The sequence below is a fragment of the Peribacillus sp. B-H-3 genome (genome assembly GCF_048572925.1).
Taxonomy (GTDB): Bacteria; Bacillota; Bacilli; order Bacillales; family DSM-1321; genus Peribacillus.
Genome location: NZ_CP183879.1, coordinates 628,967 through 653,363 on the forward strand (window position 1 = coordinate 628,967; position 24,397 = coordinate 653,363).

Sequence of the window (24,397 nt, forward strand, 5' to 3'; positions counted from 1 at the left end):
CGGAATTCCGATTAAATCCGGCTCTCAACTAGCGTACAATACATACGCGTTCCGTATAACGGCGGAAGTCCCGTCAATGCCTACTAACATTCGGCATTGCATCTCGGAGATGATTTTCAGAAACATCCTGAACGCCTGCTTTCATCAGATGCCGGCTTTCTGTGGAACAGGAATAAATCGTACTCTTTCTCGTCATCGACTTTCTTGATATTGATAATTTATCAAATGGATAATATTATGTCAATATATTTAGAAATTTTTAATTATTCTGCATTAACCATTTGGAATAGCTACTTCATTATTTTACATAATAGCTTTGTTAAAGCTCAATGTTAATTTTTACATTTTATCAATTGAAGCGGACGGTACGGGACTCCTGGGGAAAAGGCGGGTTATGGGAGACTCCGCAGCCGAAAAACGGAGAGGGGCCTCAAAGAACGCCCGCGGAAGGCGAGCGCCAAAACCGGAAATCAACAAGCTGGATAACAGAGCCTGCTTAATAAAAATTGATATAGCGCTATTCTATTTTTGGAAGCACTCATAATGGGAATACTTTGTGTGAGTGAAGAGGAAAATAAATCTTCTTATATAGATTGAAGACTAAATGTGGTGGAAAGTGCAGTACCCCTGCGGGAAAAGCAGGTTAAGTTAGACCCAGCAGGCACAAAGCGGAGGAGGCTCCCGGCCGCCGCGGAAAGCGAGCGCCTAAGAGCAGGAATCAACAGGCAAGATTAACGGAGCCTAAGAAAGACAAAGGTAATTCGGAGGTGGAAGCTGTTGCTGAAGAAAAAAGTGAAGAGTGTTCCAATTGTCTTGCTGGTGTTTATGCTGACAATTATTCCTTCGGTCAAAGATAAACGTGAACTGGCGCATGCCACCCAGGGTCAAGCAGAGCTGGGGCGGAAAATAACGGCTATCCTTCAAGACCCCCATTTAAACGGAGCGCTGGCAGGAGTCAGCATCCGTTCCGCTTCAACAGGAAAAATACTGTATGACAGGGACGGGAATACACGATTAAGGCCGGCTTCAAACATGAAGCTATTGACTGCAGCGGCAGCCCTTGAAATTCTTGGAGAACAATATGTTTTCCAAACAGAGGTGCTGGCAGAAGGGCCAGTGATGAACCACTTATTACATGGTGATCTTTATTTAAAAGGAAAAGGCGATCCTTCTCTTTTACAGAAGGATTTTGATGAGCTTGCTTTAAAGTTGAAGAAGGGCGGCATAAAAACTGTTTCCGGAAACCTGATTGGAGATGATTCCTGGTTTGACCAAGAAAGGTATTCCTTTGATCTTGCCTGGACCGATGAACAGGAATATTACGGAGCCCAGATTTCGGCTCTAACGGTATCTCCTGATGAAGATTATGATGCGGGTTCGGTCATTTTAAAAGTGAGTCCGGCCAATCGGGCTGGAAAGCCTGCCGCAATAACTGTTTCTCCTCAAACGGATTATGTGGAAATCATCAATCATGTTCAAACATCAGGACCGGATGCAGAAAAAGAATTGAAAATGGTCCGCAAGCATGGAACGAACATAATTACAATGGAGGGGACAATTCCGCTTGGTTCATCCCCTGATAAACAATGGAGCGCTGTATGGGAGCCAACCGGGTATGCATTGGATTTATTTGATCAAGCACTTAAAAGGCAGGGGATCAAGCTTCTTGGAAGGATTAGGACAGGAAAGGTTCCAGAAACTGCAGCAGTTAAAGCTGTTCATTCATCAATGCCGCTATCTGAGCTTATGGTGCCATTTATGAAACTAAGCAATAACAGCCATGCAGAGGTGCTTGTGAAAGAATTAGGCAGAGTGAAAAAAGGAGAAGGAAGCTGGAAGAAGGGCCTTGAAACTGTAAGAGAAACAGCAGAAAGCTGGGGGCTGGATACTCATGCAATGCAGATCAGAGATGGCTCCGGAATTTCCCAGGCTGATTTGTTTCCAGCCAATGAAATTTCTAAACTATTGTATAAAATACAGAAAAAGCCATGGTTTCTAGCATATCTGCATGCATTGCCAACAGCAGGCGCAAGCGGCAGAATGGAAGGAGGGACCCTTAGAAAAAGAATGAAAAACACAGCTGCAGCGGGGAAGGTATTTGCGAAAACAGGAACAATTTCATCATGCAGTACTCTATCCGGTTACGCAACTGCAAAAAATGGGGAAAAATTTATTTTCTCTATTCTAATAAACAATTTCACAGAAGAAGAGGGAATCCAAAAGATACAGGATGATATAGCTGTTGTACTGGCAAGCGAAAAATGACCTCAGGCAACGGAATTTTTATCCTGTATTTTAGGACTAAAACTTGAAATCAAATTTACCCGGAAATAATAGAGGCTGAGATGGTAGAATAAATATATAAAATGCTGAGCCGCCAATAAGTAGTAAAGCAGGCAAGGGGGGGTATTATTAAAAGCTATCTATATAATCCGCCGGGGAAAAATAGCTGGAAAAGGTATACGCTTTCTCTCGTGACAATGGGGGCAATTCTCATTGCAGCATCCTTTTTTTATGGCGTTGCAATGGCCGCATATTTGTGGGCATCAGGGGAAGACCTGTCATTAATCGAATCTTTTGGAGTTCATCATCCCATGCTGGATTTTGCCTTAACCATGCTGGCAGATGTTTTTTGGATCTTGGGACTTTGGTTTTGCATAAGGGTGATCCATAAAAGAAAGCTTAGAACACTGATTACCTCAGGAGAACGGATAAATTGGAGGCGGATCTTCTGGGCGTATGGGATGTTTTTTTTCTTCATGATGGTTTTTCAGCTAATTGATTATGCCATTTTCCCATCTGATATTTCTTTAAATAATGTGAAGTGGAAGGATTTTTTCATTCTGCTTGTCTTGATTTTGGTGCTTGTGCCAATCCAAACTACAGTGGAGGAACTATTCTTCAGAGGGTTTTTATTGCAATGGTTTGGCAAAAAGATCCGTAATCCTTATATCCTCGCCGGCATTATTGCGATTATCTTTGGCTCCATGCATTTTTCAAATCCCGAAATGGAGCGTTCAGCCATTTTTGTAGGACTCGACTATTTATTTGTCGGGTTTATTCTTACATTCATTGCAGTTAAAATGGGGGGGCTTGAGCTGTCCATTGGAGTCCATGCTGCGAATAATATGTTTTTGTTTATCTTTTTTGCAGACGATCAATCTGTAGGCGGCGCTATTCCTTCGTTGTTTAAGGTGAAAAATAATGATCCGGTATACTCCCTGCTGTTTGATCTTTGTCTATTTGGCTTTTTTTATTTTTTAGTCTGGAGAAAATACCGCAGGCAGGAGCAATAAGGTGCAGAGAGTCCGTCGAATTGACGGATTTTTTTTATGCTTTCCCGGAAGGATACAGGTATCAGGCAGTGGCGGAAATCGGCATCACCGGATAATTGTTAAATCCATGGGAAATATATTGCGGTTTACGAAATGTCATGTATAATGGATAAGGTTAAAAGTAAACTTGAGGTTTAGTATATGAAAACAATTGTGCCTTAATGTTTACTATTACTAAACAATAAATCGAGGCTATATTATGCAAATCGGCAAAAAAATAAAAAATCTGCGCTTGAAAAAAGGATTAACGCAAGAAGAGCTTGGAGAAAGAACAGATTTAAGCAAAGGTTATATTTCACAGCTTGAGCGTGATTTGAGCTCCCCATCTATAGAAACCTTTTTTACTATTTTAGAGGTGCTTGGCTGCAGCCCTAGTCAATTTTTTGATGAAGAAGAACGCAAGCAAAAGGTCGTGTACACCCAGGAAGATCAGACTTTTTATGATGACCAGGAGAGAGGCTATCAAATTCAATGGCTTGTACCGGAATCCAATGAAAAAGAAATGGAACCGATTCGGCTGACTTTTAAGGAAAACGGTGAATTTAAGACATTCGAGCCCTCTCTTTCAGAGACATTTGGCTATGTACTCAAAGGTCAGGTACAGGTCAGGCTGGGCAGGCATACATATATTGCAAAAACTGGTGAATCAATATATTTTCATGCTTCAGAAGAACATAAAATCATTAACGACCATAAAGGGATGTCCGAGCTGCTGCTGGTGGCTACAGATTCCTATCTGTAAGAAAAATATGTATCCGAGAAGGAGGAGGCTGCAATGGCAGACCAGACAATTATCCGCTTTGAGCAGGTAACAAAGCAGTATGACCAAGACCCTGCAATACTGGATAACGTAAGTTTTGAGATTGAGAGAGGAAAGTTTTATACGCTGCTTGGCCCTTCAGGCTGCGGAAAAACCACTATTCTCCGCCTGATTGCCGGTTTTACGGACGCAACGAAAGGCAGCATATATTTTAACGGGAAATTAATTAATGATGTACCGGCTAATAAACGCCAGGTTAATACCGTGTTTCAGGATTACGCATTATTTCCCCATCTAAACGTGTTTGAAAACGTAGCATTTGGCCTTCGGATTAAAAAAATGAAAAATGCTGATGTTGAAGCAAAGGTGCTTGAGGCCCTATCCTTTGTTAACCTGGATGGATATGAGACAAGGGAAATCAGTGAGATGTCCGGCGGCCAGCGCCAGCGTGTGGCGATTGCACGGGCAATTGTGAATGAACCGGAAGTCATCCTCCTTGATGAGCCATTATCTGCCCTCGATCTTAAGCTTCGGACGGAAATGCAGTATGAATTGCGCGAGCTTCAAAGGCGCCTTGGAATTACCTTCATTTTCGTTACACATGACCAGGAAGAGGCTTTGGCCATGTCGGATGAAATATTCGTGCTGAATAAAGGAATTATCCAGCAAAGCGGAACTCCTACGGATATTTACGACGAGCCGATTAACCGGTTTGTTGCCGATTTCATCGGGGAGTCGAACATTGTTAAAGGAATGATGATCCAAGACAATCTGGCTGCATTTGGCGGGAAGCAATTTGATTGCGTGGATCAGGGCTTCAATCCGAATGAGCCTGTTGAAATCATCATCCGCCCTGAAGATCTGGAGATAACCACAGTAGATAGGGGCAAGCTGCAGGTGCGTGTAGATTCGCAGCTCTTCCGCGGTGTTCATTACGAAATCAGCAGCTATGATAAAGAGGGTAACGAGTGGCTTGTCCATTCAACGAAAAAGGCTACGGTAGGCGATGAAATTGGTCTTTATTTCGATCCGGAAGCCATTCATGTCATGCGTTTCGGGGAAACGGAAGAAGAATTCGATAAGCGTCTGGAAGCTTATAATGGCGGGGCGAGCCATGCAGAATAAGGCGTCGCGTAACATATATCTGATTCCATATGCATTATGGATCCTGCTTTTTGTTATTGCTCCTATTCTTCTTGTCCTTTATTATTCTTTCTTTGATATTGAAGGGAATTTTTCAATTTCCAATTATCAAAAGTTTTTTACACCCGTTTATTTGAAAATGACACTGAGTTCTTTTTGGTATTCATTTTTAATAACAGCTTTTTCACTGCTCATCGCCTATCCGGCAGCATATTTGTTAACTAAAACGAAACATAAGCAGCTGTGGCTTCTTTTAATCATTCTGCCGTCCTGGATTAATTTACTGTTAAAGGCCTATGCGTTCCTTGGCATTTTCGGGACATACGGAGCAGCTAACAGCTTCCTAAAAATAATCGGAATCGGAAGCAAACAAATCCTTTTTACAGATTTCAGCTTTATTTTCGTTTCGGTATATATTTTCATACCATTCATGATTTTGCCGATCTTTAATACATTGGATAAATTGAATCCCACCTTGCTTGATGCGGCTAATGATTTGGGGGCATCTTCCTGGACTACTTTCCGCCGGGTCATTTTCCCTCTCACCATTGAAGGTGTTAAGTCGGGATGCCAGGCAGTATTCATTCCATCATTATCACTATTCATGCTGACAAGATTGATTGCAGGAAACCGTGTTATTACGCTTGGCACAGCAATTGAACAGCATTTCCTTGTTACCCAGGACTGGGGCATGGGGTCAACGATTGCAGTCTTCCTGATCATTATTATGTTTGCGATTATGGCCCTAACAGGCAACAGAAAGCGGGGTGTCTAGAATGAGAAGAAAAAATTCAGCATTATCGTCCGTCTATCTTGTTGCGGTGTTTCTGGTGCTATATGCTCCTATTTTCTTTTTAGTGTACTATTCATTTAACAGCGGAGGTGACATGCATCAATTCGATAAGTTTACCCTTCAGTGGTATAAAGAATTGTTTCATGATACCCGCCTGCTGATTATTGTGTTGAATACCCTGGTCATTGCGCTGCTTTCCGCTGCAATTTCAACGATTCTGGGCGTGCTTGGGGCACTTGCTATCCGCAGTGTAAGGAAGAGAAAGACAAAAAATGCACTGCTTTCACTGAATAATGTCCTGATTGTAAGTCCTGATGTCATTATTGGTGCTTCATTCCTTATTCTTTTTACCATGATTGGGCTTAAGCTCGGGTTCTTCTCGGTCCTGCTGTCGCATATTGCCTTTAGTGTGCCGATTGTTGTCATTATGGTTCTGCCTAAACTCCAGGAAATGAGCCCGAGTCTGCTTGATGCAGCCAGGGATTTAGGGGCAAGCCGCTGGGATGTACTGTCAAAGGTAGTCATTCCTTATATTACTCCGGGCATTTTTGCTGGCTTTTTCCTTGCATTAACCTATTCCCTCGACGATTTTGCAGTTACATTTTTCGTGACGGGAAATGGATTTTCAACACTTTCCGTAGAAATTTACTCACTGGCCAGAAGGGGGATTTCCCTTAATATCAACGCGCTATCTACACTGCTATTCTTATTTACCATGGTGCTTGTTGTGGGATATTATTTCATCACCCAGCGCAATGCCAGGAATGGAATGGGGGCAGGAAAATGAAACAGCTGAGCCAAGTTTTCCTTGCGATCGCTATTATTTCAGCGGTGCTCCTGTACGCAGTATCGGGCTTGAACTCCTCTCAGGGATATTCAGGAGCAAAGACTTTAACGGTTTATAACTGGGGAGATTATATCGATTCTTCTCTAATCAAGAAGTTTGAAAAACAAACGGGCATTAAAGTGATTTATGAAACCTTTGATTCCAATGAAGCTATGATGACAAAAATTCAGCAGGGCGGGACTGCCTATGATATTGCGGTTCCTTCAGAATATATGATTGATAAAATGAGGAAGGAAAACCTTCTTCTGCCGCTCGATCACAGCAAGCTTCCGAACCTTAAGAATATTGACAAGCGATTTATGGATCTGCCGTTTGATCCGAAAAACAAGTATTCCATTCCTTATTTTTGGGGAACAGTCGGGATTGTGTATAATCCTAAATTACTCGGCAATAAAAAAATCACCAGCTGGGATGATCTGTGGGATAAAGATTTACGTAATCAGATTCTGCTGGCAGACAGTGCAAGAGAAGTAATCGGAATGGGGCTGAACAGTCTGAATTACTCGCTGAATGATACGAATAAAAAGCATCTTCAGGAGGCAAAGAGGAGACTGGACAGTCTGACACCGAATATTAAAGCGATTGTCGGTGATGAGAGCAGGATGCTGCTTGAAAACCAGGAAGCCTCCATTGGGGTTGTATGGTCTGGGGTTGCCTCAGAAATTATGGCAGAAAATGAAGATCTGCAATACGTGCTCCCAAAAGAAGGAACAAACTTATGGTTTGATAACATGGTTATCCCTAAAACAGCTAAGCATATTTCGGCAGCACATAAGTTTATTAACTTTATGCTGGATGCAAAGGTAGCTGCTAAAAATGCAGAGTATGTTAATTATTCTTCTCCAAATAAAGCGGCATTGAAATACATGCCAAAAGCGACTGTAAATGATAAACGTTTTTATCCATCACCTGAAATGACCGATAAGCTTGAGGTATATAAAAATCTCGGGCAAAAAAATCTTGCCTACTATAACGAACTGTTCTTAGAGTTCAAGATGCACAGAAAGTAAATAAAAGTCGGCGCCAGGCATTGGCGCCGACTTTTATTTTTGGCATACTCAAAAGATTCTTTACAGGAATTAAGTAAGAAAAGCCTGTTTCTGTTTTTATCAGTAATTTAAATATTGCGGTTTTGGTTTATGTCAGCGGATGTACTGGAAGTGTTGCTATTGTGTTTTTTACTGTTTGTTTCCTTAAGCTGTGAACCGGCATCAGCCACTTTGGATCCGATATCCTTCAGTTCACCAGTGGCTTGTTTTGCTGTTGAAAGAGCATCAGTTGAAATGTCCTTCACTTCTCCTACGCGCCCCAGAACCTCTTCATTCACCATTTCATAAAGGCTTTGTGCATCACTGATTGCTTCCTTTAAAGTTGTTGAAGCATCTTTGAAACGGCTAATCATCTGGTCCTTCAACTCGCCTGGGTTTTCCTTTACCTGTGCAATCATGCCCATTGATGAGTCCTTTAGATCGACTGCTGTTTCTTTCACTTTAGTACGAGTGCGTGAATCCAATAAGGTTAAAGCCCCTCCAATGATTCCCCCAATAATTATACCTTTTAACATTTTACTGTTTTTCTCATTATCGCTGGTCATTTGCTGAGTCATATTTACTTCCTCCTTATTTTGTAAGTATCGATGCTTGTTGGTTTTTTCCCGATATATGCAAAAATCAAACAAAAAATTTAAAAAAATTAACAACAAACAATTTTGCTTTCTAAACTTTCCGGCTGTGCACCTTGGTCTTTAGCCGCAAGCCAGGCAGGAACTAAATCTTGAAATCTTCTGGACAAGGGGCAGTCTCTTTTAGTTATTGACAGTAAAAAAAAACCATATTATAGTTAAATACATTAATAGTTAAAGAGTTGAACTAATATAGGGATGTTGATTATTTATGCATAATGACGAGGTTCAAGGGTTAATTGACCGCTATTTAAGAGTTTCCTTTTATGTTTCAAAAATAGGCGAATCACTGATAAAGGAACAAATTTGCAGTGATCTGACAAATGAGCAGTATTATACGCTGCGATTCATCCAGCAGGCGCCGCAGTGCAAGTCCACTGACCTAGCTGAGGCCTTTTATGTTAATAAAAGCGCAATCTCAGCCATTATCACCCGTTTAACCGATAAAGGGCTTATTCAGCGTAAACGGGATGAAAATGACCGCAGGGTGGTATATCTCACCCTGACAAAAGAAGGAGAAGCATTATTCGCCTCAAAAGAACAGAAAATCCATAAGCTCGTAGAATCATTTATCACAAAGTTTAATAATGAGGAAATAGAAGCTTTCATTCATACATACGAAAAGCTTTCGCGAATATTAATCGAAATGACAAAAGAAAAACAGGAGGAACCTTCATGAGCGTAATATTAAAAGGAAAATGGCTGATCCTTGCTGCCTGGATTGCAGCAGCTGCCGTATTAATGGGGCTGGCTCCCAATATGGCTGACCTTGTCAGTGAAAAAGGGCAGCTTTCCATACCTGACACCTATTCTTCTGCCATGGCTAATAAAATTATGAAGGATATCAGCGATGATGATGAATCGCAGGTGGCGCTTGTATTTCACAGCAAGACAAAGCTCTCAGCTGCAGATCTGGCTGATATAGAACAAGGGATAAACAAGCTTGAAACCGATAAAAGTAAACTCGGCATCAATGACATTACGACCCATTTTAAAGAAAAATCCCTAAAAAACCAGCTGGTTTCAAAGGATGGAAAAACTATTTTGGCTTCACTCTCCATGAACATGGGGAACCGCGACCGGAAAGAAACGTCTAAGGCTCTGTACAAAGAGCTTAAAGAAGTAAAGGTCGGGCATTACTATACCAGCAGCTGGATGATCGATGAAGATCTTAATACGAACTCCCAGGAAGGACTGAAAAAAACGGAAGGCATTACCGTTATTTTTATCCTTGGTGTATTGCTCCTCGTATTCCGTTCGGTCATTACGCCCATCATTCCGCTGGTGACGGTGGGGATTTCCTATCTGGTTTCTCAATCTATCGTGTCCTTCCTGGTGAATTCCTTTGACTTTCCTATCTCATCTTATACACAAATATTTATGGTGGCCATCATGTTCGGGATTGGAACGGATTACTGCATCCTGTTATTCAGCAGGTTTAAAGAAGAAATATCAGAGCACGAAACCTTGGCGGAAGCAATTATCACTACCTACAGGACAGCGGGGAAAACTGTATTTTTCAGCGGGCTTGCAGTCCTTGTCGGCTTTGCTGCAATCGGCTTTTCAACCTTTAAGCTTTATCAATCCGCTGCGGCGGTAGCTGTTGGAGTAGCAGTTTTATTATTGGCTCTTGTAACGGTCGTGCCTTTTTTTATGGCTGTTTTAGGAAAGAAAATATTCTGGCCCTCTAAAGGCAAGCTTGAGCATAAAGAAAGCAGGTTATGGGGAGCTGCTGGGAAATTTGCGCTTGCCCGGCCATTTATCGCTTTACTTATTGTAGCGGCAATATGTGTTCCATTTTTGGTTTTTTACGACGGGAAGCTGTCTTACAATTCCTTGAATGAAGCAGGAGATGATATGGCATCTGTTAAGGCATTTGATATTGTTTCATCTGGATTCGGCCCAGGGCAGTCCATGCCTACTCAGGTTGTCATTAAAAATGACGAGAGCATGAATTCAGCAGAGTATGTAGCTTTGGCTGAAAAAATTTCCCAGGAAGTTGCAAAAGTCGATGGAGTGGATACAGTACGTTCCGTGACCCGCCCTGCAGGAAAGCCTATAGAGAACTTGTTTGTATCCAAGCAGGCAGATTCACTGGAAAAGGGTGTCGGCAAAGGAAATGAAGGCATCAAAAAAATCAGTGACGGCCTGAAGAAAGCAGGCGGCGAACTATCCAAGTCAGCACCTCAGCTGAATAAAGCGACAGATGGAATTAACGGCCTGATTAGCGGGACGGATGAGCTGAAAAATGGAATGGGTAAAGTCCAAAACGGATTAACTGCCATTGAAACAGGCATCCGCAGTGGTTCGATGGGTGCCGGGGACATCAAAAAGGGGATGCGTGAGGTACAGAAGAACCTTGTCAAGCTCTCAAATGGAATGACAAAGCTTGCAAACGGCTATAAACAAGCCAGTGCAGGTTTGGGTGACCTCCAAAGCAAGTATAAAGAAATCGGGACGGGGCTCACACAAATTTCCCAAAGCCTCCAAGGACTCGATGCAAACTTTAAAGGAATAGAAAACAAATACCCTGATCTTCAATCTGACAGGGATTATCAAACGATTAAAGGAACTGTCGGTTCTGTTCAAAAGGGCTTAGGGCCTCTATCCTCGGGTCTTACTCAGCTTAACGGGGGACTGTCAAAAGTGAAGGGCGGCATTGATACTGCCAATGCAAGTCTCGCTTCAGCAGCTTCTGGCCAGAGTGAATTGGCCAGCGGAATGACAAAGCTTATTGCCGGGATGAACGAGCTGCAGACAGGATTGACTAAAGCAGCAAACGGGCAGGAGCAAGTGATTGGAAATATCTCGAAATTTCAAGGCGGCCTTACTAGCCTGAATACAGGACAGAAGCAGCTGCTGAACGGATTTTCAAACCTGAACGGACAGATGAATTCATTGACGAATGGGCTGAATGACAGTGCGAATGGCTTGAATCAGGTCCACAAAGGATTGAATTCTGCCCAAGGCTATTTGTCTGGATTAGCCTCTTCGGACAAAAACGTATCAGGACTTTATATTCCGGATGAAGTACTGAATAGCAAAGACTTCAAACAAGCACTTGATGCATATATGTCTCCAGACCGCAAAGTGATGACCATGGATGTGATATTTAAGGATAATCCATATTCCAATGAAGCCATCAGTGAGATTGATCCAATCAAGAAGTCTATAGCCATTGCAGTGAAGGATACGAGCCTTGAAAATGCGAAGGTAGCCATTGGCGGTGTAACAAGCACCTATAATGATATGAGCAAAATATCAGATGCAGATTATTCAAGGACCGTTGTGCTTATGCTCGCTGGAATCGGTATCATACTGTTCCTGCTGCTCCGTTCAATCGTGATGCCGATTTATCTAATTGCTTCGCTGGTTTTGACATACTATACTTCCATGGCCATAACAGAAGTGATATTTGTTAACATCCTTGGCTATGAAGGCATCAGCTGGGCCGTGCCGTTCTTTGCATTCGTCATATTGATAGCGCTCGGAATTGATTACAGCATATTCTTAATGGACCGATTCAACGAATACAAAGATATGCCGATAAAAGAAGCTATGCTTTTATCAATGAGGAAAATGGGAACGGTGATTATCTCTGCTGCCATTATCCTTGGGGGAACCTTTGCTGCCATGATGCCGGCTGGAGTTCTCTCCCTGCTCGAAATTGCCACGTTAATTCTTATAGGCCTTGTGCTGTATGCTCTGGTTATATTGCCTCTATTCATACCGATTATGGCGAAAACCTTCGGCAAAGCAAATTGGTGGCCATTTATTAAATAAGAAGTTTTCATAGAAAAAAGGGGCGGATCACACAATTGTGATCCGCCCCTTTGTTTTTGTAAAAAAGAACTTTGCTTGTAAAGCCAGTCGTGTTTTACAAGGCATTTCGCATTTATGCTAAAACAAGATCCGGCGAGTTTGCACGGACAATTTCATCAACTTCTGATCCTTCCAGTGTTTCTTTCTTAAGAAGTGTTTCCACAAGGTTCTGGAATTGTACACGGTGTACATCAATCAGTTCTTCTGTTTGAAGAATGGCTTCCTGGAATAATTCCTGCATTTTCACTTCTTTTTGCCCTTTGTTGAAGGTCAGGGTGAAGCCGTCCTGCAGCAATCCAGTTTCAACCATTTGTTCGAGCACATGCTTGGCCTGCTTCACGTCGCCTGATACGCCTATACTGTGCTCGCCCAAAAACATGCGTTCCGCTACACCGCCGGCAAGGATCATTTTGACCTGATCCAGCAATTCGCTGCTTGTTGCAAGATGAAGCTCTTTGGAAATAGGGGCAACATAGCCTAATGCTTCTCCCCGTGGAATGATCGTTGCTTTACGCACCGATCCCGGCTTTGTCAGAGAAGCAATTAAAGCATGTCCGCTTTCATGGATTGCGACTCTTTTTTTCGTGTCCCAATCATTCAGAGTGCGGGAGGTGCTTCCTAATATCGTACGGTCGATGGCATAATCCATATCTTCTTTATGGATGGCTTCCTGTCCATTTCTCAAAGCCTTTCTGGAAGCTGTGTCAAATAATAAGCTTAGATCCGCACCTGAAAATCCAGAAGTGCTTTCAGCCAGTTCATCCAGGGATGCTAAAACATCCTCGGCAAGATTTTTTCCTTTGGAATGAATGCTGATAATTTCTTTCCTTCCTTTTGTATCCGGAAGCGGCACCTGAAAGGAGAAATCAATTCTTCCGGGACGCAGAAAGGCTTCGTCCAGCATATCCTTCCGGTTAGTAGCGGCTATGAATAAGATCCCGTCATTTGGATGTCCTCCGTCAAGCTGTACCAGAAGTTCAGTCAGGGTTTTTTCTCCTTCTTCTCCTCCGGTTGCTTTCCTTCTTGCAGCAAGAGCATCCACCTCATCTATAAAGATGACAGCAGGTGTCTGTTTTCTCGCATTCTGGAAGAGGCTGCGCACTCTTGAAGCACCGACTCCGACAAACATTTCATTAAATGCAGAACCGCTTGTTGAAAAGAAGTTTGCATTGAGTTCCTTTGCGATGGCCTGGGCAAGCAGTGTTTTTCCAGTTCCCGGCGGCCCGTATAGTAAAATGCCCTGAGGCGGCTTAATTCCAATTTTTGAAGAACGTTCCGGCTCTTTCAAAATAGTTAGAGTCTGGAGGATTTCCTCTTTGATTTCTGTCTGCAGTCCGCCTACATCCTTGAGTGTGATGGATGGAAGAGGTCTGGCTGCAGAAAGGCTGTTTTTCATTTTATTGCCGACGCCAATTCCGCCTTTGGTTTTTTGCTGTATGAAAATGGCAGCAGCAACTATTAAAGCAACAAAACCGCCAAGCAGCCAGGCGCTTGTCCTGCTGGTAGATGAAAATGAATATTGAACATTATAAGTTTCGACAAGTTTATTGACCATCTGACTGTTTGGAGGCACATGAGAAACAAACTTTCCGCTGTCTGTGCCAATGGTAAGAGTGCCGTTTGGCTTCTCCTGCAGAAATACGGGTTTGCCATGCTGATCTTTGATCGTTTTTTCAACCGATGAAAAAGGGATCTCGGCAGGCCCTGTCCTTGAAAGGGTATACCATGCTATTCCAGCAGTTATCACAATGAAAGCCAAAAATATTGGCAGCAGCTTCGAAACAAATTTTGAATTTGAGTTCAATATTCCATCTCCTTTTTGAATATATATCCAGTATAGAAAAATTATAATTATTATACATAGGTAATTAGTACTAAAACTAGAGGTAAATTATGCTAATTTCAAAAAAGAGGTTTAAAATGCATTTTTCTTGATTTTAATATAAAAAGATGGCTAGGGGGCAGCTGTTAGACAAGCATACATAGGAATGATAAAGTAGAATTGTATGTGGTAAAAAGAAGCCTCTAAGAAGACGCTGACTGGCGATGCTTAAAGATTTTAATGTAAAGGCAGATGATTATTGCAGTATGAATAAGTTTAAACCAGATTATATACTTACTATGAAAGATATTATAAAAGAAGGCGATCCTATCCTGCGCGAAATTACGGATGAGGTAAGCCTGCCGCTTGCTGAAGATGATAAGGATACATTGGCCTGCATGATGCAGTTCCTTAAAAACAGCCAGGATCCGGTAATGTCAAAGAAATATAACCTGCGCGGGGGAATTGGTTTATCGGCAAACCAAATCGGTCTGAATAAACGGATGTTTGTGATGTACTTTACAGATAGTGACGGCAAACTTTATGAAGAGTGCCTGATTAATCCAAAGATTATAAGCACGTCCGCTTCCATGATCTATTTGCCTCAGAGCGAGGGCTGCCTGTCGGTGGACAGGGATGTAAAGGGCTATGTGCCGAGATATGAACGGGTGAAGGCAAAGGCGTTCAATATTAAAGGCGAGGAAGTGACCTTCCGCTTGAAGGGCTTTCCTGCCATTGTGTTTCAGCATGAGCTGGACCACTTGAACGGAAAAATGTTTTATGACCGGATCAATTCCGAAAATCCATTTAAGCTTCCTGAGAATACAGAGATTAAAAGCCTGTGAGAGCAGGGAACATATGGGCAAAGCGTCTGCTTTGCCTTTTTGTCATGTTTTTCAGCTTTTCAGTGCTCCGGAAAGAGCTGGTGTTTCTTTAAGTTCTCAAGGACTGCCTGGCTCATTTTGAAATAGCCTTCCCTTGTTAAATGGATGCCATCATCGCTTATTAGAATATTAAGATCACCGGCTGACTTAATGAAGGACCGGACATCGATGAGTGCAACATTTAGCTCCTTGGCAAGCATTTTCAGCCTGCGGTTATACATGCCGTGCCAGTGTTCAATGCCGCCTACAAAAGAAACAAAATGTCCAATGGATGGACCGTATCTGTCAGCAATCGAACGATAATAACGGGTCGGGTCTAATGGAGGGAGAGTCAATAAATAAGGGGTTATATGCCTTGTTTGGAATTCGCTGACCATGAAAGACAGATTTTCCACGTAACGTTCAAGGGGGACAATGGGCTGATGGTTTCCATCTGGCTCAAGCGCAACTTCTTCCCATTTAAAGTTGCAGTCATTTCCGCCTACATTGATCAATACGGCATCAGGATTTTCTGCAAGCACATCTTTTTCCAGCCGGTTTACAAGGAAGTCGGAGTTATCGTTAAATACGCCTTTATTAAGGATTTCGATACCAGGAATGGATTCGGTCAATTTACCGAGAACGCTCGGATAATTATCCTTTAATATTCTCATTCGCCCTTTGACGAATGTAATGCCTCTTGTTAAGCTATCACCAAAACAAATGATCTTCAATCGTATCCACCTCGTTTAGTGCGTCTGCTTATATTTTAAGTTCTTCCGGCTGATTTTTCAATTTATATACATCATGAAAAAGGCACTGAAAATGGGTTTCAGTGCCTTTTTTTACATGGATTTTTTCGTCTTTTCTTCTAGAGAAGCAGATTTGACGCGGGCTTTGCCCATAAAGAAGACAGCAATTGCGGCTAGTCCAATCGGTATTAGAGCAAGGGTGAATGTAAAGGTAATTGAATCTGACATAGCCTGTAGAATTTTAGCCAGTATAACAGAAGGAATTTTTGCACGTTCGCTTGATTGGAATAATGTTTGGGCATTTTCACCGTTTACAGGCGATTGAAAGCCGGCACCTTTCATTCCCTTGAAGGCATCCTTCAATTTATCAGTAAATGCATTGTTTTGGATGGACCCGAAAATTGTAATGCCCAATGTCATTCCGAGAGAGCGCAGGAATGAATTTGTCGAGTTGGCAGAACCGCGAAATCTTGGTTCGAGATTGTGGATGCTTGCAGTCGGCAGGAGGGAGAAGGAAAAGCCCATCCCAAAGCCTACGATAATCATATAAATAGTTAATAGGAAACGGCTGGTGTCTGGTGTAAGTGTACTTAATAGGAACATGCCTGCAAAATAGGAAACAACAGAAACGAACATTAAATTCCTGAAGGTCGTTTTAGTCTGGAAAATCCCTCCGCCTGCACTGCCGGCGACAGAGCCGAGCATCATTGGCGTCAAAATGAATCCTGCACTTGTCGCAGATCCGCCGTATACACCCTGTACAAATATAGGAATAAACACGGTCAGGATAATGAATGTCGCGCCGTAAAAGAGAGCTAAAACCTGGGAAACTGCAAATAGACGTTTCTTAAACAGCCAAAAAGAAATAATAGGATCTTTGGCACGTCTTTCAAATAAAAAGAAGAGAAGGATAAAGACCAAAAAGCTGCTAAGCAGACCGGTGATCTGGATTGAATCCCACTGATATTTCTTGCCGCCAAGCTCAAGTGCGAACATCAGACTGACAACGGATATGACCAGTGTAATGGCTCCTCCCCAGTCAATTTTTTGTTCTTTATGCTCTTTTGATTCCTTATAATAACGAGCGATAAAGAACAAAGACAATAATCCTATCGGAACATTTACATAAAAAATCCAGTGCCAGGTAATATATTCAGTGATATACGCCCCAAGAAGAGGGCCAAGTACACTTGAAGCGCCAAAAACTGCGCCAAGCAGACCAGTCATTTTCCCTCGTCTTTCGGGAGGGAAAATATCAAACACAATGGTGAAGGCAATCGGCATAAGCGCACCGCCGCCAATCCCCTGAATTGCACGGAAAATACTAAGCTGAATAATGTTATGCGAAATTCCGCATAGTGCTGATCCAATAAGGAAAACAGCCAGTCCGAAGATATAAAACCGCTTGCGGCCATACATATCGGAAAGCTTTCCGAATATGGGCATACCTGCCATCGTGGCTGCCATATAGGCGGAGGTAACCCAAATGAACTTATCATAGCCTCCTAAATCCGAAACGATCGTACCCATGGCTGTCGCGACAATCGTGTTGTCCATGGCGGCCATCAAAATGCCCAATAAAAGGCCGGCTACAATATATTTCTGTTTTTGATCACTAGTAACCATATTCAATCTCCCTTCCAATAAATAAACTCCAGAGTGTTTTACAAAGATGATTGCTTTTCGGTAAAATAAATATAATAAAATGGGATTATCTTGATTATCAAGATAATTTTAAGTGTAGTGAGGGGGGCTTATGTATGTCAAGGGAATTTTACAGTAAAGAAGAACTGACAGAGAGTTTGTCGCAAAGCCTGCGTAAATTCAGCACTAGAACTGTACTTTTTCAGCAGAACGTGGCTTACAAATTGGGTGTTGTACATACGGATTTAAAAACTGCCGATATATTAAATGAAACTGGACCCATCACTGCCGGAGAGCTGGCCAAAATTACAGGATTAAGCTCAGGCTCCGTGACTGCGCTTATTAACCGCCTGGAAACGGCAGGCTATGTAAAAAGAGAGAAAGACCCGGAAGACCTTAGAAGAGTCATCATCGTTCCGGCAAAAGAGCGCCAAAAAGATATCAGGCAGCACTATACCTCGCTTTCGCGTGCCACAAAGGAATACTGTACCCGCTATAATGAAGAAGAACTTTCATTGCTTAATGATTTCATCGGGCACCTTTCGCAAATCATGCATGAAGAAAACCTTAAATTAACAAAGGGCGGACACTGCCGGAGACAGTAAGATACTTAGAGGGCATCCATGTTTCGGGGCTGTTCATCTTTAACAATAAACTTCACAATTCTTTTCTATTTTTAATTGAAAATGATTATCAATATCTGTTAGAATGTAGGTAATATCATTCCATTGTAAAAAGAGGAGAAACCATACATATGAAACATTTAAAAAAGACCGCCGCAGTCTTGGTATCTATCAGTCTTCTGGCTGGCTGTGCTGGGACCAAAGAAACCAAATCACCTGATAAGGAATCAGCAAAGCCTGCTGAGTCTGTTTCAGAAAAGGAACTTAAAGGCGTTTCATCCGAATACAGAGAATATGCACTAGGACAAATTGAGGAATTTGTAAAAGCTACAGAAAACTTTACAAATGCTGTTAAGTCTGGGAATCTGAAAAAAGCGCAGGAATTATACGGACCTGCAAGAATGTATTATGAAAGGTCAGAGCCGATTGCTGAAGCATTCGGAGACCTTGATCCAAAAATAGATGCCAGAGAAGGAGACGTTCCAGAAAAGACCTGGACTGGCTATCACCGTATTGAAAAAGGTTTGTGGGTTGACAAAACGACCAAAGGCAGCGAAATATATGCTGATCAATTGATGAAGGATGTGACACTGCTGCGGGCGAAGGTAGAGGCCGTTGAGGTAACTCCTGAACTGTTGATTACAGGGGCGGTGGACTTATTGAATGAAGTATCCACCTCCAAGGTAACTGGGGAAGAAGACCAGTATTCCCATACCGATCTTTATGATTTCGCAGCGAATGTCCAGGGAGCAGAAAAGATTTATCTGCTGTTAAAACCTGTATTGGAGAAGAAAGATCCAGCTGTATCCGAAAATATTGCAAAGCACTTCCAAGCAGTTTATTCTCTGCTGAATCAGCATAAACAAGGAAACGGCTACAAGCTTTATACAGAACTAAAGGAAGATGAGGTTAAGCAGCTAAGCCAGGCAATTGATGCGCTGGCAGAGCCGCTGTCTCAAATAGGAATTGTAACGGGGGAATCCTGATTGGCAAAGAATCCAGAACAAACATCACAAGAACCTTCCTTATTAAACAAAAAATTCACAAGAAGAGATATGCTGAAAACGGCAGGCGCAGGCGGTGTCGGCGTGCTGATAGGTGCATCCGGGCTCGGCGGCATTCTTTCTTTGGCGAATGCTGAGGCGGACCACCAGGCAGATAAGGGTACGGACATCGTGTCCTTTTATGGAAAGCATCAGTCAGGAATTGCTACAGAAACACAAAATCACCTGTATTTTGTTTCACTTGATGCAACAGCTTCAAACAGGCTGGAACTGATTCAATTATTCAAGGACTGGACAGAGGCTGCTGCGAGGCTGACAAAAGGCAAACCGGTAGGAGACCAGTCCCCGAACGGATTTCTCCCGCCAAAGGATACAGGTGACGCGGCTGGTTTATCGCCATCAAACTTAACGATTACTTTCGGGGTGGGGCCTGCACTTTTTGTGAAAGATGGTAAAGATCGATACGGTTTAAAACATAAACAGGCTAAGGAACTAAAAGATCTCCCTGCGTTTTCACTTGATGCCCTTGAGGATAAATGGTCAGGCGGCGACATCTGCATCCAGGCATGCGCCGATGATCTTCAGGTGGCTTTTCATGCTGTTCGTAATCTTGTGAGAATTGCAAGAGGTAAAGCTGTTATCCGCTGGGCACAAACGGGATTCCAGCGCTCCAAGCAGGCGGATCATGGAAATGAAACACCAAGAAATTTATTCGGATTTAAAGACGGCACCGTCAATCCGGACGTCAAAAAAGCCAGAGATATGAATAGCGAAGTTTTTGTAACCCCCGGCAGCGATAAAGATTGGATGGTTAACGGCAGCTATATGGTCGTCAGGCGCATTCAAATGTTTATTGAAGTCTGGGACAGGACGACGCTGAAGGAACAGGAAAAAACATTTGGCCGACATCGGGACAGCGGGGCGCCGCTGGGTTCACAGCGCGAATTTGATAAAGCAGATTTTGAAAAAAAGGATGAAAACGGACAGACCGTCATACCTGCTGCTTCCCATATGCGTTCTGCCCATGGAGAAGGAAAGCAGCAAATACTGCGTAGAGCCTATTCATATGCTGATGGCATGGATCCTAAAACAGGCAGCTTTGACGCTGGCCTATTGTTCATTTGTTTTCAGAAAAGCCCAAGCAAGCAATTTATCCCCATTCAGGAACGACTTGCTAAAAACGATAAATTAAATGAGTATACCGTTCACCGCGGCAGTGCTATTTTTGCCTGCCTGCCGGGAATCAAACAGGGCGGATATATAGGAGAGACACTATTTTCATAATGGTGTCCTCTTTCTTGAAGGAGAGAAACTCAATGATTTCCCCAAAACGAAGATCGATAGCGATATTCATTTTTTGTTTGTGCATGTTGTTTGGCGCTGCACCTTCAGGACATGCCGAGGAAAGTACAGACGGACTGTTTATGTATATAGGCGACAGCTTAATGAAAGCAAAAGCGGGGGATTTAAAAACCGTTTCCGTAAATATGAGCAAGTTCAGCAAAGAATGGAATTCAAGCAAAAAAGAGGGTAAAAAGGCAAAACAGGTGGATAAACATCTTCTTGCTGTAGAAAGAGCCGTAAAGGAAGGGAAAAAACCTGCAGAAATCAATACCCTCCTTTCTGCTCTTTCAGGTTCTCTTGCTGCCTATGATAAGGAGCAGAAGCCTGATGACAGCAGTGAGGGAAAAGCACGTGTGAAAGCCATGCTTCCTATAGCTGACAGATTGAAGTCCAAGGTGGAAAACAAAGACTTCGATGCTGCAAAATCAGAATACCAAAATCTTATGTCTGCATGGGCCGATGCAGAAAATGACGTGCGCAAGATAAGCGTTGCTTCGTATGGAGAAATTGAGAAATATATGGCCTTCGTCAGGATTGCCATTACCCAGGAGCCTCCAGATCCTGCAAAGGCAAAAGAGAATATAGCAGAATTGAAAGAATCAATCAATGGCTTGCTGACTGGCAACATCAAAAAGTCTATAAAAGGGAATTATTCATTATCTGATGTTTCCGGGCTGTTAGCCCAAAGTAAAGACTACATAGAAGACGGAAAGAATAAACAGGCAATAAGCAGTCTTAATCAAATCCTGAACATATGGCCGATGGTTGAAGGTGATGTTTCGACAAGAGACAGCAAACTTTATAGTGATATGGAAACGAAGGTCCCTTCAAGCATCTCGCTGCTTCAATCAAAAAAACCTCAAACAAAAGTGGCAAAATCCATTATTGAAGATCTGCATGACAGACTGGCACCTTTACTGAAAGATACCAGCTATTCCATGTGGGATGCTGCCCTGATTCTCCTCAGAGAAGGATTAGAAGCTCTCCTGATCGTGGCAACGCTGTTATCCTTCCTGAAGAAGGTAAATCAGGGAGACAAGCAAAAATGGATATGGGCAGGTGTCGCAGCAGGACTTGCTGCCAGCTCCGTGCTAGCTGTCATTATAAACATACTATTTTCCAGAATCACGGCCGCTTCAAGCAGGGAATATATTGAAGGCCTGGTCGGAATTGCGGCTGTCATCATGATGCTGACTGTCGGCGCGTGGCTTCACAGCAAATCTAATGTAAACGGCTGGAACCGGTATATTAATAAGCAGATGGGAGAGGCCATTGCTACAGGAAGCCTGTTCTCTTTCGCTTTTATCAGCTTTCTCTCCATTTTTAGAGAAGGTGCTGAAACCATCATTTTTTATACAGGAATGGCGCCATATATGAGTTTAAAGCAGCTTGTAATTGGAATTGTAATTGCGATTGCCATTCTGGGGGTAATTGGATTTATCATCATCCATTACAGTGTGAAAGTGCCAATTCGCTTATTCTTCATTGCTGCAACATTACTGATTTATGTATTGTCCTTTAAAGTACTTGGAATCAGCATTCATTCTCTCCAGGTTTCACAGCTTATTTCTACACATACGATTCATTCTTTCCCATTCATTGAATGGATTGGACTTTATCCTACTGCAGAAACTCTAGTGCCACAGGGAGTGCTAATCCTGATTATTATACTAGCAGGCTATTGGATTAAAAAAAGAAATCAAACAGCTTTATAAAAGGGGAAGCACCCCAGCCAGCCCCTAAAGCTGGAAAATGAAAAAAGTTCCCCTGAAGAGGGGAACTTTTTTAGTATCTCACGTTCCAGATTTAGATTTGCGGTATCGATATTGCTGCCACTGAAAGCGGATAAAACATCCGATGCAAAAGCCGAGGATGGCAACAAAGGCGGCTAGTGCAACCATAATGGTGAAAACATATTCCGCTATCGTCCACCCTATAAGGAAGCTTGCTAGACCAAGGGCAAGGCATACGACAGCGATGACCTGATTAAATTGCTGCTGGCTATGTTCCTCCGGTATATATGAAGAAGGAGATTTCCTTAGAAACAGTTTTGCAAGTCTCATAACAGGATTATAATTGAAAACCAGACCCAGCAGACCAGCAAGTAAAGGGATGGCCAGTATCCACTCCTGTCCTGAAATCCAAGAAGATATTACGCTTAACACAATGAACCACTGATTTGTCCTGACAAGGGGACGGGGAATGGTCCGCACTGTATTTTGCAAGTTAATCCCCACCTTTCTTATGAATTTTATCTGTTTTTAACATTTTATAAATAATTCCTTCTTTTGTGAAGGATAAAGCTCTCATAAAGCCAGGAAGGAATATAATGGCTGCGGGGAGAATAGTAAGGGAGCAGCCAGGCTGTTTGAAAAATTGGTCATATTTTTCAATAATTATCAGGAGAAAGAAGTGTGTGCATGAAAATTAAAGAGCTTGTTTCTCATCTTTTTTACGCGGATATTTCAGGAGATGAACAAACAGAGATTACCGGACTTAAAATGGATTCTAGAAAAGTGAAACCTGGCGATTTGTTTATGTGTGTTCCGGGAATAAAGGGGTTTTTAGAGGACAGGAGCCAATTTGCCCAGGCTGCAGTTGATGCGGGTGCTGCGGCACTGCTGCTCGAAAAAGATGTTAATGTTAGTGTACCTAAAATATTTGTTAAAGATGTCCGCGCTGCAATGGCAATATTATCGGCAGCTTTTTACGGGTATCCAAGCAAGGGAATGAAAGTGATTGGAGTCACTGGTACGAATGGAAAGACAACTACTTCGCATATTTTAGAATCAATACTGAAAAAAGCCGGGCACGAAACGGGAACAATGGGAAATATCGGTGTAAGAATTGGCGAAGAGATTTTTGAAACAGACATCAATACTCAGGAGCCTCCCGTTCTACAGGAAAATCTCCGGAAAATGAGGAATTCACAAGCAGAGTACTGTGTGATGGAAGTCACTTCACAGGGGCTTGATATGGGCAGAGTGATAGGGACTCATTTTAGAACAGCAATTTTTACAAACCTCTCAATTGACCATCTTGATTACCATGGCACAATGGATGCCTACCGGGAAACCAAGGGCCTTTTATTCAGCCGGCTTGGAAATGGCACTTTTTCATCCGAAGCAGAAAAGCAGTACAGCGTTATTAACCATGATGATCCTTCAGCTCCCTATTTTAAAAGGGTAACTGCATCTGAAGTCATATCTTATGGAATTGAAACGTCATCGGACGTTATGGCAAAAGACATAAACATGACTGCAGCTGGCACAGAATTTACATTGCTTACTTCTGCTGGACATCAGCATATCAAAACCAGGATGATTGGAAGATTCAATATATACAATATTCTCGCTGCAGCCGCCGCTGCTCTTGCTGAAAAAATCTCGCTGGATACGATTGCGGAAAGTGTAAGGGAATGTATGAATGCTGCAGGGAGAATGGAGATCATTGATGAGGGACAAAATTTCCTGGCCATTGCAGATTATGCCCATACTCCAGATGCACTGGAAAATGCGCTTGCGGCACTGAATGAATTTGCACAAGGAAGAATCATAACGGTTTTTGGCTGCGGAGGAAATAGAGATGCTGGCAAAAGACCAGTTATGGGAGCAATTGCGCAAAAATACAGCGATTATGTTATTATCACTTCAGATAATCCAAGGGATGAAAATCCTGATGATATCATAAATGAAATTGCTGCAGGATTTACAGGGAAACATGCTTCCTATTGTAAGGAAGTGGACCGCCGAACTGCCATTGGTAAGGCAATTGAACAGGCGAGACCAGGAGATATTGTATTTGTTGCAGGCAAAGGACATGAAACCTATCAAATCGTGCAGGGAGAACATCAGCATTTTGATGATAGAGAAGAGATACGAAAATGTATAAGGGATGCGAAAAGCAGGAGTGATTTATAATAATTATAAACTGATATTGATTATTAATTAAAATGTTATATAAT

The 24,397-nt window shown here is 42.4% G+C and carries 20 protein-coding genes and 1 other annotated feature (1 of these 21 only partly in view); of the genes, 15 read left to right on the top strand and 5 right to left on the bottom strand.

Annotated elements, in window-relative coordinates:
• Positions 1 to 205, bottom strand: a binding site (T-box leader) (it extends 38 nt beyond the left edge of the window).
• Positions 206 to 780: 575 nt separating this feature from the next.
• From dacB to ACN6MY_RS03085, 7 genes are all read left to right on the top strand, one after another.
• Entirely contained in the window at positions 781 to 2,265 is a 1,485-nt protein-coding gene (gene dacB / locus ACN6MY_RS03055) for a D-alanyl-D-alanine carboxypeptidase/D-alanyl-D-alanine-endopeptidase (RefSeq protein ID WP_419884055.1), read from the top strand.
• Positions 2,266 to 2,480: 215 nt separating this feature from the next.
• Positions 2,481 to 3,296 (top strand): CPBP family intramembrane glutamic endopeptidase, encoded by an 816-nt coding sequence (locus tag ACN6MY_RS03060; RefSeq protein WP_419884056.1) that lies wholly within the window; start codon positions 2,481 to 2,483, stop codon positions 3,294 to 3,296.
• A 238-nt stretch (positions 3,297 to 3,534) separates the two neighbouring features.
• On the top strand, positions 3,535 to 4,077 hold the full coding sequence (locus ACN6MY_RS03065; RefSeq protein ID WP_419882693.1) for a helix-turn-helix domain-containing protein: 543 nt from the start codon (positions 3,535 to 3,537) through the stop codon (positions 4,075 to 4,077).
• 33 nt (positions 4,078 to 4,110) lie between these two features.
• Complete coding sequence (locus ACN6MY_RS03070; protein WP_419882694.1) at positions 4,111 to 5,220, top strand: ABC transporter ATP-binding protein; 1,110 nt, start codon at positions 4,111 to 4,113, stop codon at positions 5,218 to 5,220.
• Positions 5,210 to 6,013: an ABC transporter permease gene (locus ACN6MY_RS03075; RefSeq protein WP_419882695.1), complete on the top strand. Its 804-nt coding sequence runs from the start codon at positions 5,210 to 5,212 to the stop codon at positions 6,011 to 6,013. The genes ACN6MY_RS03070 and ACN6MY_RS03075 overlap by 11 nt, the downstream gene beginning before the upstream one ends.
• 1 nt (position 6,014) lies before the next feature.
• The gene (locus tag ACN6MY_RS03080; protein WP_419882696.1) at positions 6,015 to 6,818 is read left to right on the top strand and encodes an ABC transporter permease; all 804 of its coding nucleotides are present in this window, start codon (positions 6,015 to 6,017) and stop codon (positions 6,816 to 6,818) included.
• Entirely contained in the window at positions 6,815 to 7,888 is a 1,074-nt protein-coding gene (locus ACN6MY_RS03085) for an ABC transporter substrate-binding protein (protein WP_419882697.1), read from the top strand. The genes ACN6MY_RS03080 and ACN6MY_RS03085 overlap by 4 nt, the downstream gene beginning before the upstream one ends.
• Positions 7,889 to 7,995: 107 nt before the next feature.
• Here ACN6MY_RS03085 and ACN6MY_RS03090 read toward each other — a convergent pair whose 3' ends face one another.
• Positions 7,996 to 8,484, bottom strand: coding sequence for a YtxH domain-containing protein (locus ACN6MY_RS03090; protein WP_419882698.1), 489 nt, complete (start codon positions 8,482 to 8,484; stop codon positions 7,996 to 7,998).
• A gap of 286 nt (positions 8,485 to 8,770) precedes the next feature.
• On the opposite strand from ACN6MY_RS03090, the gene ACN6MY_RS03095 reads away from it, so the two are divergent.
• Positions 8,771 to 9,238 (top strand): MarR family winged helix-turn-helix transcriptional regulator, encoded by a 468-nt coding sequence (locus tag ACN6MY_RS03095; protein WP_419882699.1) that lies wholly within the window; start codon positions 8,771 to 8,773, stop codon positions 9,236 to 9,238.
• A complete protein-coding gene (locus ACN6MY_RS03100) occupies positions 9,235 to 12,342 on the top strand; it encodes an MMPL family transporter (protein ID WP_419882700.1) in 3,108 nt (1,035 codons plus the stop codon). Before ACN6MY_RS03095 ends, ACN6MY_RS03100 begins: the two co-directional genes overlap by 4 nt.
• A gap of 112 nt (positions 12,343 to 12,454) precedes the next feature.
• On the opposite strand, the gene ACN6MY_RS03105 is transcribed toward ACN6MY_RS03100, so the two are convergent.
• The gene (locus ACN6MY_RS03105; protein WP_419882701.1) at positions 12,455 to 14,185 is read right to left on the bottom strand and encodes an AAA family ATPase; all 1,731 of its coding nucleotides are present in this window, start codon (positions 14,183 to 14,185) and stop codon (positions 12,455 to 12,457) included.
• Positions 14,186 to 14,469: 284 nt separating this feature from the next.
• Between ACN6MY_RS03105 and def the strand changes: the two genes are divergently transcribed.
• Positions 14,470 to 15,048 carry a peptide deformylase gene (gene def, locus ACN6MY_RS03110; RefSeq protein ID WP_419884057.1) on the top strand — a complete coding sequence of 193 codons (579 nt, stop codon included), beginning with the start codon at positions 14,470 to 14,472 and terminating at the stop codon, positions 15,046 to 15,048.
• A gap of 59 nt (positions 15,049 to 15,107) precedes the next feature.
• On the opposite strand, the gene ACN6MY_RS03115 is transcribed toward def, so the two are convergent.
• A complete protein-coding gene (locus ACN6MY_RS03115; protein WP_419882702.1) occupies positions 15,108 to 15,800 on the bottom strand; it encodes an SGNH/GDSL hydrolase family protein in 693 nt (230 codons plus the stop codon).
• A 111-nt stretch (positions 15,801 to 15,911) separates the two neighbouring features.
• Positions 15,912 to 17,444 carry an MDR family MFS transporter gene (locus ACN6MY_RS03120; RefSeq protein ID WP_419882703.1) on the bottom strand — a complete coding sequence of 511 codons (1,533 nt, stop codon included), beginning with the start codon at positions 17,442 to 17,444 and terminating at the stop codon, positions 15,912 to 15,914.
• Between the two features lie 134 nt (positions 17,445 to 17,578).
• Between ACN6MY_RS03120 and ACN6MY_RS03125 the strand changes: the two genes are divergently transcribed.
• The 4 genes from ACN6MY_RS03125 (at position 17,579) to ACN6MY_RS03140 (ending at position 22,148) form a co-directional block, all read left to right on the top strand.
• Entirely contained in the window at positions 17,579 to 18,067 is a 489-nt protein-coding gene (locus ACN6MY_RS03125; RefSeq protein ID WP_419882704.1) for a MarR family transcriptional regulator, read from the top strand.
• A gap of 149 nt (positions 18,068 to 18,216) precedes the next feature.
• A complete protein-coding gene (gene efeO, locus ACN6MY_RS03130) occupies positions 18,217 to 19,071 on the top strand; it encodes an iron uptake system protein EfeO (RefSeq protein WP_419882705.1) in 855 nt (284 codons plus the stop codon).
• Complete coding sequence (gene efeB / locus ACN6MY_RS03135) at positions 19,072 to 20,373, top strand: iron uptake transporter deferrochelatase/peroxidase subunit (protein ID WP_419882706.1); 1,302 nt, start codon at positions 19,072 to 19,074, stop codon at positions 20,371 to 20,373.
• A 32-nt stretch (positions 20,374 to 20,405) separates the two neighbouring features.
• On the top strand, positions 20,406 to 22,148 hold the full coding sequence (locus tag ACN6MY_RS03140; protein ID WP_419882707.1) for an FTR1 family iron permease: 1,743 nt from the start codon (positions 20,406 to 20,408) through the stop codon (positions 22,146 to 22,148).
• 78 nt (positions 22,149 to 22,226) lie between these two features.
• Here ACN6MY_RS03140 and ACN6MY_RS03145 read toward each other — a convergent pair whose 3' ends face one another.
• Positions 22,227 to 22,658 (bottom strand): DUF4395 domain-containing protein, encoded by a 432-nt coding sequence (locus ACN6MY_RS03145; RefSeq protein WP_419882708.1) that lies wholly within the window; start codon positions 22,656 to 22,658, stop codon positions 22,227 to 22,229.
• Positions 22,659 to 22,853: 195 nt separating this feature from the next.
• Here ACN6MY_RS03145 and ACN6MY_RS03150 point away from each other — a divergent pair, with 195 nt between their 5' ends.
• Positions 22,854 to 24,353: a UDP-N-acetylmuramoyl-L-alanyl-D-glutamate--2,6-diaminopimelate ligase gene (locus tag ACN6MY_RS03150; RefSeq protein ID WP_419884058.1), complete on the top strand. Its 1,500-nt coding sequence runs from the start codon at positions 22,854 to 22,856 to the stop codon at positions 24,351 to 24,353.
• Positions 24,354 to 24,397 lie beyond the last annotated feature (44 nt).